Raw genomic sequence first — 15552 nt, forward strand, 5'->3', positions numbered from 1 at the left:
CAAAATAAGGCCAACATATTAGGCTTTATAAAAATGGAGGTGCTGCCTGTGGACTCAAGCAATCGCGCTTCGGCTGTGGATGATGTCGTCCGGCAAATCCGCGTTCTGATCCGCGAACGGGGGCTCGGCGTGGGCGACGTCTTGCCGAGCGAAGTCGAGCTGGCCACGATGTTCGATTCCAGTCGCAATACGGTGCGCGAAGCCTTCCGCACCTTGAAGGCCTATGGTGTCGCCGAATCCAGGCAAAAGGTCGGCGCCGTCCTGACAGACCAGCATCAGAACGCGATGCGCGATCTTTTCTCCTTCGCCATGGAGATTTCAGTCGACGCCTTCCGCGACATACAGGGATATCGGCGGCTCACAGAAATGAACCTGTTTGATCTGCTTGCTGAACGCCTGACCGGCCAGGCTCTTGCCGAGATGGAAGCGGTCAATGCAGCCATCCTGACGGCGCAAAACGCCGAGCGTGCCTCCGAGCTTGACTTCCAGTTTCACCGCCTGCTGGTGGACGCGGCCGGCAATCGTACATTGTCGGAAACCTATGGCATGTTGAAGCCGGTCATTCAGCGATTGATGCTTGCGGGCAAATCGCAACGACCGACATTGCAGGCGGTCGTGGCCGAGCACTGCGACATTCTTCAGGCCCTTAGTGATCGCGACCGCATTGCCTTTGTCTACCATATGGATCGACATCTCAGCGCCGGTCTTGAATTCATTTCTACCGAGAAGAGTGGGGGAGGCTGATGGGAGAATTCACCGGCAAGATCGCAATCGTCACAGGGACCACCGGCATCGGACGCGCGATCGCATTGCATCTGGCGCGCGAGGGCGCGTCCGTCGCGTCCGTTGGCATCGATGAAAAGGCGAACAACGAGCTTGCGGAGATCGGTGCCGCAGCGGGTCTGGCCCTTCGTGTCATCCATGCGGATGTTTCCATCCCGACCAACGTGGCCGACGCCGTTGCCGAAGCGGTCGCCGCGTTTGGGGGCGTCGATATCATCGTCAATTCGGCGGCGGTGCATCCTTACGGCAATGCCACGGACACGCCCTTTGAGACGTTCATGCGCTGCATGGCGGTGAACGTCGGCTCGATCCATCTGACGGCGGAATATGGCATATCGGAAATGCGCAAGCGCGGCGGCGGCGCGATCATCAATATCTCGAGCGTACAAGGCTTTGCATGCCAGTCCGGCGTCTCGGCCTACGTCGCATCGAAGGGGGCGATCCACGCATTGACGCGGGCGATGGCGATCGACTTTGCGGCAGACAATATTCGCGTCGTATCGATCAGTCCCGGTTCGGTGCGTACGCCGATCCTGGAACTCGCCGCGCGCACATTCGAAGGAGAGGGAGCTGACGTCGATGCCGTGTTTCGACGTTTCGGCGAAGCCCACCCACTTGGCCGCATTGGTGAGCCCGAAGAGGTGGCCGCACTTGCGGCCTTCCTCGCGTCGGACAAGGCTGCGTTCATTACCGGATCGGATCACCGCATCGATGGAGGTTTGACGGCTGGTATCGGGGTGCGCTGAGGGCGGTGCCCGGCCCTTCGGCCGGGCGGTCAACTGCTAAATCAGGCCCGTGAGCAGGCCGACGCCGGCCACTGCAGCAATGCCGCCAGCCGAGCGCATGACAATTGCGCCCTGCTTGCCGACCAGATAACCGAGGGCAATGCCGGCAATGTGCAGCGCTGCCGTCGCCAGCATGAAGCCCGCCGCATAGGCGATGGCGCCGGCCGCCGCCGGCATTTCGCAGCCGTGTGCGTATCCGTGAAAGATCGCAAAGAGGCCGACGACCCCTGCGGCGATGGCGACGGGAGCGCGGATACCAAGCGCGACGACGGCTCCAAGGATGATGACGGAGAACGCGATTCCGGCTTCGACAAAGGGGAGCGAAATTCCCAGCATGCCGAGTGCGCCGCCGACGGCCATCACCGAGACGAAGGTTGTCGGAACGAGCCAGAGCGCACGGCCGCCGAGCTGCCAGGCGAGAACGCCAACAAGAACCATCGCGAGGACGTGATCGACCCCTAAGACGGGGTGGGTGAAACCGTGAACGAAACCAACCGTTTGTCCAAGACCAGTGTGCGCGAAGGCGAGTGATGGAGCAAGGACGCAAGCCGCGATCGCGGCGCTAAATCTGGAAATCTTTGAAAACATAAGTGGCCCCTACTTTGTGCATGTCGCGCCGAAAATGGCACGCGGGATCAGGGGGATAAAGCGAAAAAATGAGCGACACCGTCATTTGACGTAGGTCGACGCCGAACCCCTCAAGTTGGCTGCAATGTGCCAAACACGGAGACAAGGCCAAGCACGGCGAAGCCCAAGGCTATTTCGGCGCCAGTCGCCCACTTGAGCGGCTGCAGTGATGGGTTGCGAGAGAGCCTCGGGACAAGAAGGTAGCGATTGGTTACCGCAAGCGCGACCAAGACGAACACGATCAGGATCTTGATGCTGAGCAGGAACTGATAGTCGAGCTGCCAATCCAGCGGAGCAGATCCGACGATCAGGATCGTATTGATCATGCCGGTCACGATGACGAGGGCGACCGCAACATGGCCCGCGGTCGAAAACCGCATCAGCGCCGTCCGTGCATCCTGCTGCCGTCGCGCGTCGTGGAGCATCGGCAAGATAACGACGACAGGTATTAGCGCCCCGAGCCAGGCGCCACCTGACAGGAGATGAAGGCCATCGTTGAGGCGATGCATCGTGCGTAACCAGTCGCTATTCATCGCGGCATGACCGCTGATCGTGAGGCTGATGAGCAACAGCCCGGCGCTGAGCGCGCGGACGCGGTATCTGAACCGGACTGGTGCTAGGCAAGAGGCGACCAGCACAATGGCGGCACCAGCCTGGGCAATCCAGGCCTGCCCGACACTGGTTCCCGAAAGGATGGAGCTCAGCATCTGCGGCGCAAGCGCATCGGCCCAGCCGTCTCCGATCGTTGCCGCTTGCAGCGGGAGATGCGACGCGGTCGTGCCGATGATCAAGAAGGTTGCAAGCGCATACCAATGCCGGAGCCGTCGGCCCACCTGTGCTGCCAAGTCTGCAGGCATGATCCAGCAGATGTAAGCTGACGCGCCCCATAGAAATACGGCGGCGCCATCAAACAGGAAGCGGCACAGGATGAGCGCAGCGTCTGGCGTCACGGCTTGACCGTGAAGCGGTAAGTACCATTGGTCTTATGCCCATCCGTCGACAGGACGTGGAATTCCACCGCGTAAGCGCCCGGGCTCAGCGTTTGCGCAAGAGGGACCATCAGCGTCTTGCCTTCATCCATCAACATAGCGTCGCCGATTTTCACTACAGCCTTGTCTGGGCCGGTGATTTTCACACCGGAGAACTTGATGTTGAGCTCTTCTGAGAAGTGAAGGTCGAGTTCGGCAGGGGAGGCAGCGACCGTTGCATTGTCGGCAGGAACAGTTTTTGTCAGGTGTGCATGCGCGAGGGCTTGCCCGGCAATGCCGAGGATTGCAACGGCGGACAATGCGACAAGGCGGGAAAGTGTCGACATGTTCTTACTTCCTAAATTCAGACGACGGTTTCGCTAGGGGTTAGTAAGCCTATTGCGGTTTGGACATATCCATGCCGCCCATGTCGGAGTGGTGGTCTTTGCCACCGGCTCCCGCAGCGCTTCCAACATCAAATTCAACGTCAACGGAGCCCGCCTTCTCAAATGTTAAGGTTGCCTTGATCATCTCGCCCTCTTTGAAGGGCTTTTCCACGTCCATGAACATGACGTGGAAGCCGCCAGGCTTCAGCTCGACGGTCTGGCCGGCCGGAATGACGAGCCCATCCGCAACGGAGCGCATGGTCATTACACCGTTGTTGACGCTCATCTGATGGACTTCGGTTGTCGCGGCCCGATCAGACGTGATGCTGACCAGCTTGTCGTCAGTCGAACCGGTGTTGGTCAGCTTCAGGTAGCCGCCACCGACCTTGGCGCCCGGCACCATGGCGCGCGCATGCGGGTGGGCGATGTCGATGTCGCCGACCTTGATGTCATTGGCCGCGGCAACGGCAGTAATTAGACCGGTAAACAGGAGGCCGGCGATGAAGGTTGTAAGCTTTTTCATGATGGCTATTCTCGGTTTGGCCGTCACGTGGGTCAGCGGATCATGCCGGCCTCGTTGACGTGCCTGTGTGAATGAAATGAGACGATGGGATCCACGAGTGCTCGACCGGCGCACCGGCGAATGACGACCGACAATGTACTGATGTCACGGTGTCGACCGCGGCTCAGGACTACCCAAAAACCGGAATCTGGGGCGGCGCTCTCGGGCCTTTGTTGGGCGGAAACGGTTCCTCGTTCCTTGCTTCACGCATCACCGGTAGGGTGATGCTGGTGTTGATCCGAAGACTTACGACGTCAGCTAAATTGGGCAACGGCAGGAGAGTCGAGGCAGCAATACGGCATGCCTCACAGCCATGGCTATGCGCGTTTCCATGTTGATCGACGGCATGCTTGCTGCCGTCAGTGCAGATGACAGGCAATGTGCCGTCCGGCAGAACGTACTCGGCGAACTCTGCGGGAACGAAGCTGTCTTTGACGAAGGCCGGGGCCTGGTGAGCGAATCCGACAAACAGAAGTGCGATGGCGCAAGATATGCGCACCATCCACTGCATGAATATCGATTGCTTCGGTTTCAACTGCCGCCTCCCGACGACGGGACTGTCTGTGCGGATGACACCAATAAGTCCGATTGCAGCAATTTGAAAGAGGCTCGCTGCAGGGGCTTGTCGAGAAAGCGAGCGTTAGCATCACCGCTCCGGATCATGCCGACTTCGATACGCTGAATGATCAGGTCAATTTTATGGATTGTTTTGCTCGAGCAGGCGCGGCACTAACACCGATAGCTAGTCTTCGGTACGGAGTGAGGATATGTCTAACGGGGTGTGGGACTTCTGGATTGATCGTGGAGGCACGTTCACCGACATTGTGGGCCGCGCACCCGATGGCAGTTTGCATCCGCGAAAGCTTCTTTCCGAAAACCCGGAAGCCTATCGGGACGCAGCGGTTCACGGAATCCGAGGGCTCCTGGGCCTCAAGGAAGAGGATCCCATTCCGGCCGATCGCATTGGCGACATTCGCATGGGAACGACGGTTGCCACAAATGCGCTACTGGAACGCAAGGGCGACAGGGTGCTATTGCTGATCACGAAGGGATTCCGTGACGCGCTCCGCATCGCCTACCAGGCGCGCCCCGATATTTTCGCCAAGGAAATCATTCTACCAGAACAACTTTATGAGCGCGTCGTCGAAGTCGACGAGCGTGTGCGCGTGGACGGTTCGATCGAGGTGCCGCTTGAGACCTCCAGCGTCGAGGCGGCGATCGCAACAGCGAGGGCCGATGGTTTCGATGCCGTTGCCATCGTGTTCATGCACGCCTACAAGTTTCCCCAGCATGAAACAGTGGTCGCACAGCTGTGCCGGGCGGCGGGCTTCAAGCAGATTTCAGTGAGCCACGAAGTCTCTCCGCTGCTCAAGCTGGTCGGCCGCGGCGATACGACTGTCGTGGACGCTTACCTTTCACCGATCCTGTCGCGTTACGTCCAAGAGGTGGCTGGCGATTTGGGCGTGGCACGTGCCGGGAATGCCTCGCCGCGTCTCAGTTTCATGATGTCATCGGGTGGCCTGACTGCTGCAGATATGTTCCGGGGTAAGGACGCACTCCTCTCCGGACCGGCCGGGGGCGTGGTCGGAATGGTGGAGACTGCAAAGCTTGCCGGTTTCGACAAGGTCATCGGTTTCGACATGGGGGGAACCTCAACCGATGTCGCCCACTATGCCGGCGAGTATGAACGTGCCTTCGAGACCGAAGTTGCAGGGGTTCGTGTAAGGGCGCCGATGATGCGTATTCACACGGTCGCCGCCGGCGGCGGCTCCATCCTTCATTTTGAAGCTGGTCGTTTTCGCGTTGGCCCCGATTCGGCCGGTGCCAACCCGGGCCCAGCCTGCTATCGTCGCGGCGGTCGGCTGGCGGTAACCGACGCCAACGTCATGCTTGGCAAGCTGCAGCCAGACCTGTTTCCCGCAATCTTCGGGCCCGGCCAGAACGAGCCGCTGGACATTGAGGCCGTGCGCCAAAGATTCGAGGACCTATCGGTGCAAGCAGCCACCGGGCATAGCGCGGCGAGTGTTGCGGAAGGCTTCATCAAGATCGCAGTTGAAAATATGGCCAACGCCATCAAGAAGATTTCGGTGCAGCGTGGTTACGACGTGACCGGCTACCTGCTGAACTGCTTCGGCGGTGCCGGCGGCCAGCATGCATGCCTTGTCGCCGATGCCCTCGGCATGTCCACGGTGCTCATCCACCCGTTCTCAGGCCTGCTCTCAGCTTACGGCATGGGCTTGTCATCGATCTTCGCATCGCGACAGCAGGCGTTCATCAAACCCTTATCCGCAGAGGTGCTCCCGGAGCTCGGTCGTTTGATCGAAGCCTTGAGCGTGGACGTTCGCGAAGAATTGGAGGCACAAGGCATTTCCCCGTCTTCAATGGAATTCAGGCCCGTCCTGGACTTGCGCTATGACGGTACGGATACCGCGCTGCCGGTCGACTTCAGCCTTGGCTCGATATCAGATGCCAGGGCCGACTTCGAGCGGGCGCATAAGGCGCAGTTTGGCTTCATCTACGACGGGAAACCAATTGTCGTTGAATCCGTGGGCGTCGAGGGAACCGATCAAACCGCGGACCGCTATCAGGAGGCAAGTCACGAGACGGCGGCAAGGGTCGCTCATGCTCCTGAAAGCCGTCGCGTATTCTTCGAGGGCGCCTGGTGTGATGCCAGCGTTTTCAGGCGTAAGGATCTCTCCCCGGGTTGCCAAGCGCTCGGCCCAGCACTTGTCATCGAAGCCAATCAGACAATTGTCGTTGAGCCTGGATGGCAGGCAGAAATCACCTCAAGAAACCACGTGTTGCTGCGCCGTATTGAAAAGAAGAAGACCGCAGCCGCGCTGGGGACTGAGGCCGATCCGATTATGCTGGAGATATTCAACAATCTCTTCATGTCGATCGCCGAACAGATGGGCGTCACGCTGCAAAACACCGCCTATTCCGTCAATATCAAAGAACGGTTGGATTTTTCTTGCGCCGTCTTCGATCGAACCGGCGCGCTGGTGGCCAATGCACCGCATATGCCGGTTCATCTCGGCTCCATGGACCGGTCAGTCGAAACGATCATCAAGTTGAACACAGGGAACATCCACCCGGGTGATGTGTTCGCGCTCAACGCCCCTTACAACGGTGGCACCCATCTCCCCGATATAACAGTCGTCACGCCTGTCTTTGACGACGCGGGAACCGAGATCCTGTTTTATGTCGCCTCGCGCGGACATCACGCCGACATAGGAGGAACCGCACCGGGCTCGATGACACCGCTTGCGACGACCGTTGAAGAGGAAGGTGTCCTTTTCGATAATTTCCAACTGGTCGAAGGCGGCCGTTTTCGCGAAGCCGAACTGTTCGAGCTCCTCACAAATCATTGTTATCCGGCGCGCAATCCGCACCAGAACATCGCCGACTTAAAGGCTCAGATTGCCTCGAACGAAAAGGGCGTCGCGGAGTTGCGCAAAATGGTTGCCCATTTTGGCCTATCGGTGGTCGAAGCCTATATGGGGCATGTCCAGGACAATGCAGCCGAAAGTGTGCGTCGTGTCATCGATCGCTTGCCGGATACGGCCCAATACCACTACCCGACCGACACGGGGCAAGTCATCAAGGTCAAGATCACAGTTGATCGCGAGAAACGTGAGGCCACCGTTGATTTTACTGGCACGTCCCAGGTGGAGATGAACAACTTCAATGCGCCGGAACCGGTCACCCGCGCTGCGGTTCTTTACGCATTCCGCGTGATGGTTGAAGCGAACATCCCGATGAACGCCGGCTGCCTGAGACCGATAAACATCATCATCCCGGACGGTTGTATGCTAAGTCCCGCCTATCCTGCCGCGGTTGTCGCGGGAAATGTTGAGACGTCGCAGCACGTAACCAACGCGCTCTTCGGCGCCATGGGAGCGATGGCCAATTCGCAGGGTACGATGAATAATCTGACCTTCGGAAATGCCAAGTACCAGTACTACGAAACGATTTGCTCGGGCTCGCCTGCGGGACAGATGAACGACGGGCGCGGCTTTGCCGGGACGGCTGGCGTTCATACCCACATGACAAATTCGCGGCTCACCGACCCCGAGGTGCTGGAACTTCGATTCCCGGTCCTGTTGGAGGACTTCCACATCAGACCGGGCTCGGGCGGAAGCGGCAAATGGAACGCAGGCGACGGAACCGAGCGAACCATTCGGTTTTTGGAGCGGATGGAAAGCGCAATTCTGTCCTCCCACCGCGACCACCCGCCTCGGGGAATAAACGGGGGCGGCAACGGCCGTGTGGGGGCAACGAGCGTCCGACGGCTGGATGGTAGCGTGGAGGCCCTGAAGGCAAGCGATCAGACGGTATTGGAAGCGGGTGAGGCGATCATCGTCACAACGCCGACAGCCGGCGGCTTCGGAAGCTGACCGTAGTCCCGCTGGGAGCGGCTAGCGCGCCTCCAGCGGGGTTCCGTCGTCCCAGACATTGCCGCGCCACGCATTGCCTTGGCCTCCTGCGTGAAAGGACGTGGTTGGTCCATAGACCGCGCAGTTGCCATTAGGTCCCCGTTCCCAAACATTGTCGGCAACGACAACGTAGGTCGGGTTGTCCCCGAACGGTTTGCCAGGATTCAACCCGAATGACGTGCAGAAGCCGCCTGGAGTTGCGCGGAAGAAATTGCGTTCGAAGCGGAACCTGGTGAGTGCGGAAAAATCGGCGTAGATTTGTGCGCTTCCCGAGCAACCGCCACCCACATCATTGTCCGGTACGTCGCACACGATCGTGTTGTGCCGCAAGGTTACGTCATGCCCGCCATTTGAGAGAAAACCGCCGAGATGTTGGGGCTTCCCTGGTTGCATATATTGGCCATGCAACCAAGAGTCCTCAACGAGGCACTCCGGCGTGCACTGAATGCTTGTCTGTCCGCCCCTGACCTCCGAGCGCCGGACCGTGACATTGGAGAATCCGATGGCCGGCCCCTGCCATTTCCCGCCGTCGACCTCACTGTCCTCGATCGTCAATGATACGCCTCGTCCGTCAACATCGATGCGCGAGGTCTTGCTTCGCGAGATGACGACGCCGGTTGTCCGGATCACCAGCGGACAGCTGACCGTCTTCGCATCGATGATGGTGTTGGGCTGGGTGATCTCGCAAGGGCCATCGTAGGGCGTCAAGGTAATTCCGGATGGTATCCCGGTATTGTCCGGGCCTGGAAACGCCGCCAGGTCGACCCCTCCTGCCGCCTGCGTTCCCGACCCACCAACCGCGGCAGCAAGAATGAGTGAAAGCGCAGCATGCGTGTTACGGTTGTCGATAGGCATTGGAGCTCCTGTTTCAAATGATCGGCGTCGTGCGGCATGCAGGCCTTCTGGTCGCCTAGCTATCGCGGGGCAGGGCCGGCATGGATGCCGGGTTCCATTGAGCGCTCATGCGTGTCGCGCTGGCACCAAACGCAAGCGATAGCATGATCGCTGCCCTGTAGCAGCGAATGAGGGTCAGACCGGTGAAGGCCAGGAGCCGCGCTCTTATTCCATGCAGGCGGTCCGAGCGGCCGATGCGGAACCACTCGGCAGCCGGCGACAGAGCGACGGCTGCCGTGCGAAGCATCCATCGCGGCCACCAGGCGCGTCGCGCGCGAACACGCGCAAAATCGTGAGCCGTGTGTCGCTGCCACTTGCGTGCCAGCTCTGCAAACGTTTTGCGGGCGGGGTGAAAGACGATCATGTCGGGGCAGTACCGCGTCTGATATCCGCAACCCAAGGCCCGCTGGCCCCAGTCGCGGTCTTCAGCAATGTCGATGCCGCCAAATTTGCCAACGGCGGCAAAAACATTCGCTCGCGCTGCCAGGTTTCCGGTGCCTGTGAAGCCCTGTTTGGCGATGTATTCCTTCATTCGATAGGCATAGACACTCTCATAAGCTTCCAGAAGCGTCGGGCATGCGGGATCTTCAAAGCCGATGCGCACATCGCCCCCGATAATGGTCACACTCGAGTCAGCAAACTGGCGCTCGATTTCACTGAGCCAAACGCTGCTTGCCCGACAGTCCGCATCGATAAATGCGAGGATGTCGCCCGTCGCTTTCGATACGCCACGGTTGCGCGCCGGCCCCGGGCCCGGCACCGTCTCCGACAGCAGAACTGTTCCGGGATAAGCTGCGCAAACCCCAGTGGGCAGTTGCTTCGAGCCGTTGTCGACGACAAGGATCTCGTAGGGTTGCCGGACGCCGGTCTGGGCTGCGAGAGACGCCAGGCAGGTGCTCAGCAGTTCCGGTTGGTCAAGATGCGGGATAATGACGCTGATCATTGATATCCAGGCTCCTGCGAAGCAGGCTTCGGTAAGCCCCTAGGTAGCGACGTGATTCCGTCGTCCATCTGAACTCGCGTTCGGCCACGGCCCGGCCCACGGAAGCCATCTCGCTGCAGCGTCGCGGGTCGTCGACGAGGGAGAGAATGCCCTCAGCCAAGGCCATCGGCGTATGCTCTCGCACCACCACAGCCGCGTTTCCGGCGTCGCGCGTGGCTTGTCTGAGGTCGAATTGAACGATCGGCAAACCGAGCATCATGTATTCAAAGACCTTGTTCATCGAAAGCTTGTCATTGAAGTCATTCGGGGGGTCGGGAATGACGCCCACATCCAGCGCCGAAAGGTGCGCCATCAGAGGTTGACCGGTCAGATAACCGCTGAAACGTAGCACGTGATTGAGGCCCAACTCGGTGGCCATCGCCCGCAGGCGCGGCAGTTCAGGGCCGTCGCCGATGATCAGCCCGTGAACATCGTTGCGCTTGCGGACATGGACGATCTCTGCCAGGGCGCGAACGAGCGATTCCACCCCGTCCTGCTCACCCATGATGCCAATATAGCCGATCAGATGTTTGCCGGGTATGACCAGCGACGGGTCGGCAATGGTGCGGCGGAAGCGCGACGCTTCGGGATAGCTCTTGACGACAATCACGCGATCAGGCGCCATGCCGCCACGCGAGATTGCGATATCCCTGAAGGTTTCGTTCGTGGCGATGCTGGCATCTGCCATTTTGAAGGTCTGCTTCTCGAAGAAACACAGGAGGCGATAAAGGATGTCCTTCCGCCCGAACTTCGTCACGTAGAGTTCGGGGCTGAGATCGTGATGGTCGAACACAAAGCGCGTGCCAAATAGAAGTTTGTGTACGAGCGCGACGAGAAACATCAGGTCGGGAGGGTTGCAGGCCTGAATGGCATCGATCGACTGTCGGCGCCGGACGCGAAAAGACAGACGCATCTGATGGAAGAGAGCCATCCAATATTCCCGAAGGTAGCCGGCGGCGGACTTCGCCTCGCGAAGTGGATGCCGGTAGATGTGCACGCCGTTCAACACTTCGTAGCTCTTGTCGTGTCCCTTCCCTTGCGGGCAGATGACGGAAACGTCGAACCCGGCTTCAACGAGCGCCTGTGCTTCCTGCCAGACTCGGCGATCGAAGGGGACCGGCAAGTTCTCGACCAAGATTAGAATGTGGTTGTTCCTAGAAATGGCGGCCTCCCGTGTGTTTATTGAGCGGGTTTGTGCCTCAATTCAAATCTCTTCAGAGGAAATTCTCCAGTTAGCAAACGGGATAGTCGAGCGGATCTTTTGTGTATATCCGCTTCAGCCATAAGGGTATCTACCAAGTAGGTCAGTTATACTTGTAAAACAGTGGTCCGGATTTGATGGTGTTTGTAACGTGTACTAGGGGAATTTTTAGAAAGTGGCGCGGTCCGTTCTCCAAGTTGACGATCAAAGAGCAACGGTGCGCCCCATCACCGCCGATGACGTGGATCGGGTCGCATCTTTCCTTCATGAGGAGCTAAATCCCCGCTTAACGCCGGCCTCTTGGGCGCAGGCCATTCGTCCGGGCTGGCAAAGCGAGGCTCCAAACCACGGCTTCATGCTGCTCTCGGGGGGGCACATTGTTGGCGCACACGTCGCCTTCTACTCGCAGCGCATCGTCGACGGACAGAACGAGAAATTCTGCAACCTTGCTGCGTGGTGTGTGCTTGATACTTATCGCGCCCACAGCCTGCGCCTCTTAAAGGCGCTACTCGATCAGCCTGGCTACAGCTTCACTGATCTGTCGCCAAGTGGCAATGTCGTTCCGCTCAATCGTCGCCTGAAGTTCCAGGCACTTAACACGGCTGCCGCGCTGGCGGTCAATCTGCCGTGGCCGAGATGGGGAAGCGGCGTGCGCATCGTCGATCATCCCGCCTTGATGCAGACCTACCTGTCTGGTCGGGACCTCGAGATCTACAGGGACCATGTCAGTGCGCCGGCTGCGCATCATCTGGTCATCGTCAAAGGGCATCGAAGCTGCTACGTGATCTTCCGCAAGGATACGCGCAAGGGCCTGCGCCTGTTCGCTTCGATCCTGCACGTTGGGGATAGATCTCTGTTTTCAGAGACCGCCTGGCATTTGCGCAGCTACTTGCTGACGCGCTTCGGTCTGCCGGCCACGCTGATTGAGGAACGGTTCGCGAGCGCCCCGCTGTTCTTGTCACTACCGCTCAAATCGCCGCGTCCGAAGATGATCTTGAGCAGCCGTGTGACGCCAAGTCAGGTCGATTACCTTTATAGCGAACTCACGTGCGTGCCTTGGTAGACGTTGGGGCGAACATGCGATCACCGGTCAACATCAATCTTTCTGATCTCCTTCGCAACGGAGCAGCCCGCCATGGATCCGCCCCGGCTGTCACCTTCAAGGCGACCACCCTCAGCTATGAAGAGATGTGGCAATATGTCCTCGGCTTCACATCCGCGCTCAATAGGCTCGGGGTCGCTCGCGGCGATCGGGTGGCGGTGCTGCTCGACAAGCGCGTTGAAACAGTCGTAACGATATTTGGGACGGCGGCTGCGAATTGCGTTAGCGTGCCAATCAATCCGCTACTGCGACCGCAACAGGTCGCCTATATCCTTGCCGATTGCGATGTTCGGGCACTTGTGACCTCGCCAGACCGGCTGGCGCAACTGCGAGAGTTCGTCGACAGCGACAGCGCCCTTCAGCATGTTATCCTTGTCGATGCGCCAGCTGGCAACGAGAGCACCACCCCGAGTGAGCCATGGCGCCTCCATTCCTGGACTGAACAGGTCGCGGCCTCGCAAGGCGAGGCATCAAGACCTGCGGGCGTAGACAGCGACGTTGCCGCAATTCTTTACACGTCCGGGAGCACCGGGAAGCCAAAGGGCGTGGTTCTCAGCCACCGCAACATGATCGTGGGCGCCGAGAGCGTCAGTCACTATCTCGGCAATGGAGAGCACGATACCATTTTGTCAGTTCTGCCTTTGAGTTTCGACGCGGGCCTGAGCCAATTGACGACGGCCTTTCATTCCGGTGCCCACCTAGTGTTGATGAACTATCTCCTCCCTTCCGATGTGGTGCGGCTGTGCGAGAGGCATAAGATAACAGGAATTACTGGTGTTCCGCCGTTTTGGATCCAAGTCTGCGATCTGGCGTGGCCGCCTGAGGTGGCTGCTCGACTGCGCTATTTCGCCAATACCGGTGGTCGCATGCCCAAGGCGACGCTCGAACGGCTGCGATCGGCCTTCCCGAACGCACTGCCCTACCTGATGTATGGACTGACAGAGGCATTCCGATCGACCTATCTCGATCCGGCTGAAATAGACCGCCGGCCGGATTCAATCGGCAAGGCGATTCCGAACGCAGAGATCCTCGTCGTGCGGCCAGACGGATCGCTTTGCGACCCGGGAGAGCCAGGGGAGCTGGTGCACAGGGGGCCGCTTGTGGCCCTCGGATACTGGAACGATCCAGTCCGCACTGGTGAACGCTTCAAGCCATGGCCGGGCACTGTCGCCAGTTGGAAGCAGCCTGAAATGGCGGTCTTTTCTGGCGACACGGTCGTGCGGGATGATGACGGCTTTCTCTATTTTGTCGGTCGGCGCGATGAGATGATCAAGACGTCTGGCTATCGTGTCAGTCCGACAGAAATCGAGGAGGTTGCCTACGCGACAGGCCTCACACGTGACGTGGTTGCCATGGGCGTTGATGACCAAGCGCTCGGGCAGCGTATTGTCCTCGTCGCCAGCCCGGTATCAGAAACGCTGGACGTTGCTGCCCTGCTGAGCGCGTTCAGGCGCCAGCTGCCGCAATACATGGTGCCGTCCAAGGTCATAGAGATGACGTCTATTCCGACAAATCCAAACGGCAAGTTCGACCGTGTACTGTTGAGGGAGCAACTGGGTTCGTGAGCGTACATCCTTCCATTGGCATGTTCGATGTTGCCGAAGACTGTCTGGCGGTCGGCGGCATACCCCTTGACCGTTTGACCGAGCGCGTCGGGACAACGCCGTTTTTCGCGTATGACCGTCGGCTGATCAACTCGCGCATTTCCTATCTTCGCTCTGTTCTGCCGAAGGATGTGAAGCTCAGTTACGCGGTCAAAGCCAATCCGATGCCAGCACTGGTCCAGCATATGGCTGGACTTGTCGATTCCTTCGACGTTGCCTCGGCATATGAGATGAAGACGGCGCTGGACACGGTCGTGCCGCCATCCAACATCAGTTTTGCTGGCCCCGGCAAAACATCGCAGGAACTTTCCCAAGCCGTGGCCGCCGGCGTGACCATTGAGATGGAGTCAGCGGGCGAAGCCATGCGCATCGTTGAAGCCGGCAACCGCCTTGGAATCCGACCGCGCGTCGCGCTCAGGGTCAACCCGGACTATCAGGTCAAGGGTTCCGGCATGAAGATGGGCGGCGGCTCGCAGCAGTTCGGCATCGATGCCGAAGAGGTGCCGGCGCTGCTTCGCCATCTCGCAAGCGCTGATCTCGACTTCGTCGGTTTCCATGTGTTCGCCGGCTCTCAGAACTTGCACGCCGACATTCTTTGCGATGCCTTGTCCCACAATGTCGAGCTGCTACTCAAGCTTGCCGAAACGTGCGGATATCCTGTTCGCTATCTCAACCTTGGCGGTGGCTTTGGAATTCCTTATTTCGAGAAGGATCAACCACTTGACCTCGTGCCGGTTGGGCGCAGACTGAGCGATCTGGTAGAAAGCGCAATTCGCCCGGCTCTGCCGGACGCACGTGTGGTGATAGAACTCGGCCGTTACCTCGTCGGTGAATCCGGAGTCTATGTGACGCGCGTCATCGACCGAAAGGTGTCGCGCGGCCGGACCTATCTGGTTGTCGATGGTGGGCTTCACCATCAACTGGCCGCCTCCGGTAACTTTGGTCAGGTCATTCGTCGCAACTATCCGCTTGTCATCGGCAACAGGATGGGCGTGGAGGACCGCGAGACGGTGTCGGTGGTCGGCTGCCTTTGCACGCCGCTCGACCTGCTCGGGGAGAACGTATGCCTGCCGCCGGCCCAGGTCGGCGATCTGGTGGTCATTTTCCAGGCTGGCGCCTACGGATTGACGGCCAGCCCAACCGCATTTCTCGGGCATCCGATGCCGCCGGAGATCCTTGTCTAGTAAGCTTCAGATCCACGCTATTCATTAGAAACGGTGAG

General features: G+C 59.3%; 14 protein-coding genes. 6 read left to right on the forward strand and 8 right to left on the reverse strand.

Annotation, left to right across the window (positions count from 1 at the left end; all coding sequences use genetic code 11):
• The first annotated feature begins 48 nt into the window (after positions 1 to 48).
• Both FHT71_RS14955 and FHT71_RS14960 read left to right on the forward strand, forming a co-directional pair.
• Positions 49 to 744 carry an FCD domain-containing protein gene (locus tag FHT71_RS14955; RefSeq protein WP_183720594.1) on the forward strand — a complete coding sequence of 232 codons (696 nt, stop codon included), beginning with the start codon at positions 49 to 51 and terminating at the stop codon, positions 742 to 744.
• A complete protein-coding gene (locus FHT71_RS14960) occupies positions 744 to 1529 on the forward strand; it encodes an SDR family oxidoreductase (protein ID WP_183720597.1) in 786 nt (261 codons plus the stop codon). The genes FHT71_RS14955 and FHT71_RS14960 overlap by 1 nt, the downstream gene beginning before the upstream one ends.
• A 36-nt stretch (positions 1530 to 1565) precedes the next feature.
• On the opposite strand, the gene FHT71_RS14965 is transcribed toward FHT71_RS14960, so the two are convergent.
• The 5 genes from FHT71_RS14965 to FHT71_RS14985 form a co-directional block, all read right to left on the reverse strand.
• Complete coding sequence (locus tag FHT71_RS14965; protein WP_183720600.1) at positions 1566 to 2156, reverse strand: HupE/UreJ family protein; 591 nt, start codon at positions 2154 to 2156, stop codon at positions 1566 to 1568.
• A 110-nt stretch (positions 2157 to 2266) separates the two neighbouring features.
• Entirely contained in the window at positions 2267 to 3145 is an 879-nt protein-coding gene (gene copD, locus FHT71_RS14970) for a copper homeostasis membrane protein CopD (RefSeq protein WP_183720603.1), read from the reverse strand.
• Entirely contained in the window at positions 3142 to 3510 is a 369-nt protein-coding gene (copC, locus tag FHT71_RS14975) for a copper homeostasis periplasmic binding protein CopC (protein WP_132590288.1), read from the reverse strand. Before copC ends, copD begins: the two co-directional genes overlap by 4 nt.
• 49 nt (positions 3511 to 3559) lie before the next feature.
• Positions 3560 to 4072: a copper chaperone PCu(A)C gene (locus FHT71_RS14980; protein WP_183720606.1), complete on the reverse strand. Its 513-nt coding sequence runs from the start codon at positions 4070 to 4072 to the stop codon at positions 3560 to 3562.
• Positions 4073 to 4241: 169 nt separating this feature from the next.
• Positions 4242 to 4646 (reverse strand): hypothetical protein, encoded by a 405-nt coding sequence (locus tag FHT71_RS14985; protein WP_007799885.1) that lies wholly within the window; start codon positions 4644 to 4646, stop codon positions 4242 to 4244.
• Between the two features lie 232 nt (positions 4647 to 4878).
• On the opposite strand from FHT71_RS14985, the gene FHT71_RS14990 reads away from it, so the two are divergent.
• Positions 4879 to 8508: a hydantoinase B/oxoprolinase family protein gene (locus FHT71_RS14990; protein ID WP_183720608.1), complete on the forward strand. Its 3630-nt coding sequence runs from the start codon at positions 4879 to 4881 to the stop codon at positions 8506 to 8508.
• 21 nt (positions 8509 to 8529) lie between these two features.
• On the opposite strand, the gene FHT71_RS14995 is transcribed toward FHT71_RS14990, so the two are convergent.
• The 3 genes from FHT71_RS14995 to FHT71_RS15005 are packed head-to-tail and all read right to left on the reverse strand — an operon-like array spanning position 8530 to position 11546.
• On the reverse strand, positions 8530 to 9402 hold the full coding sequence (locus FHT71_RS14995; RefSeq protein WP_183720612.1) for a hypothetical protein: 873 nt from the start codon (positions 9400 to 9402) through the stop codon (positions 8530 to 8532).
• 55 nt (positions 9403 to 9457) lie between these two features.
• Positions 9458 to 10384, reverse strand: a complete 927-nt coding sequence (locus FHT71_RS15000; RefSeq protein WP_183720614.1) for a glycosyltransferase — start codon at positions 10382 to 10384, stop codon at positions 9458 to 9460.
• Positions 10356 to 11546 (reverse strand): glycosyltransferase family 4 protein, encoded by a 1191-nt coding sequence (locus FHT71_RS15005; RefSeq protein ID WP_244423805.1) that lies wholly within the window; start codon positions 11544 to 11546, stop codon positions 10356 to 10358. Before FHT71_RS15005 ends, FHT71_RS15000 begins: the two co-directional genes overlap by 29 nt.
• Positions 11547 to 11841: 295 nt before the next feature.
• Here FHT71_RS15005 and FHT71_RS15010 point away from each other — a divergent pair, with 295 nt between their 5' ends.
• Genes FHT71_RS15010 through FHT71_RS15020 form a run of 3 tightly spaced genes read left to right on the forward strand, consistent with a single transcriptional unit; the run spans position 11842 to position 15514 of the window.
• A complete protein-coding gene (locus FHT71_RS15010; protein WP_132590276.1) occupies positions 11842 to 12687 on the forward strand; it encodes a hypothetical protein in 846 nt (281 codons plus the stop codon).
• Positions 12688 to 12701: 14 nt separating this feature from the next.
• The gene (locus tag FHT71_RS15015; RefSeq protein ID WP_183720617.1) at positions 12702 to 14291 is read left to right on the forward strand and encodes an acyl-CoA ligase (AMP-forming), exosortase A system-associated; all 1590 of its coding nucleotides are present in this window, start codon (positions 12702 to 12704) and stop codon (positions 14289 to 14291) included.
• Positions 14288 to 15514, forward strand: a complete 1227-nt coding sequence (locus FHT71_RS15020; protein WP_132590272.1) for a pyridoxal-dependent decarboxylase, exosortase A system-associated — start codon at positions 14288 to 14290, stop codon at positions 15512 to 15514. Before FHT71_RS15015 ends, FHT71_RS15020 begins: the two co-directional genes overlap by 4 nt.
• Positions 15515 to 15552: the final 38 nt, after the last annotated feature.

The sequence above is a fragment of the Rhizobium sp. BK060 genome (genome assembly GCF_014193145.1).
In the GTDB taxonomy this organism is placed as follows: domain Bacteria; phylum Pseudomonadota; class Alphaproteobacteria; order Rhizobiales; family Rhizobiaceae; genus Rhizobium.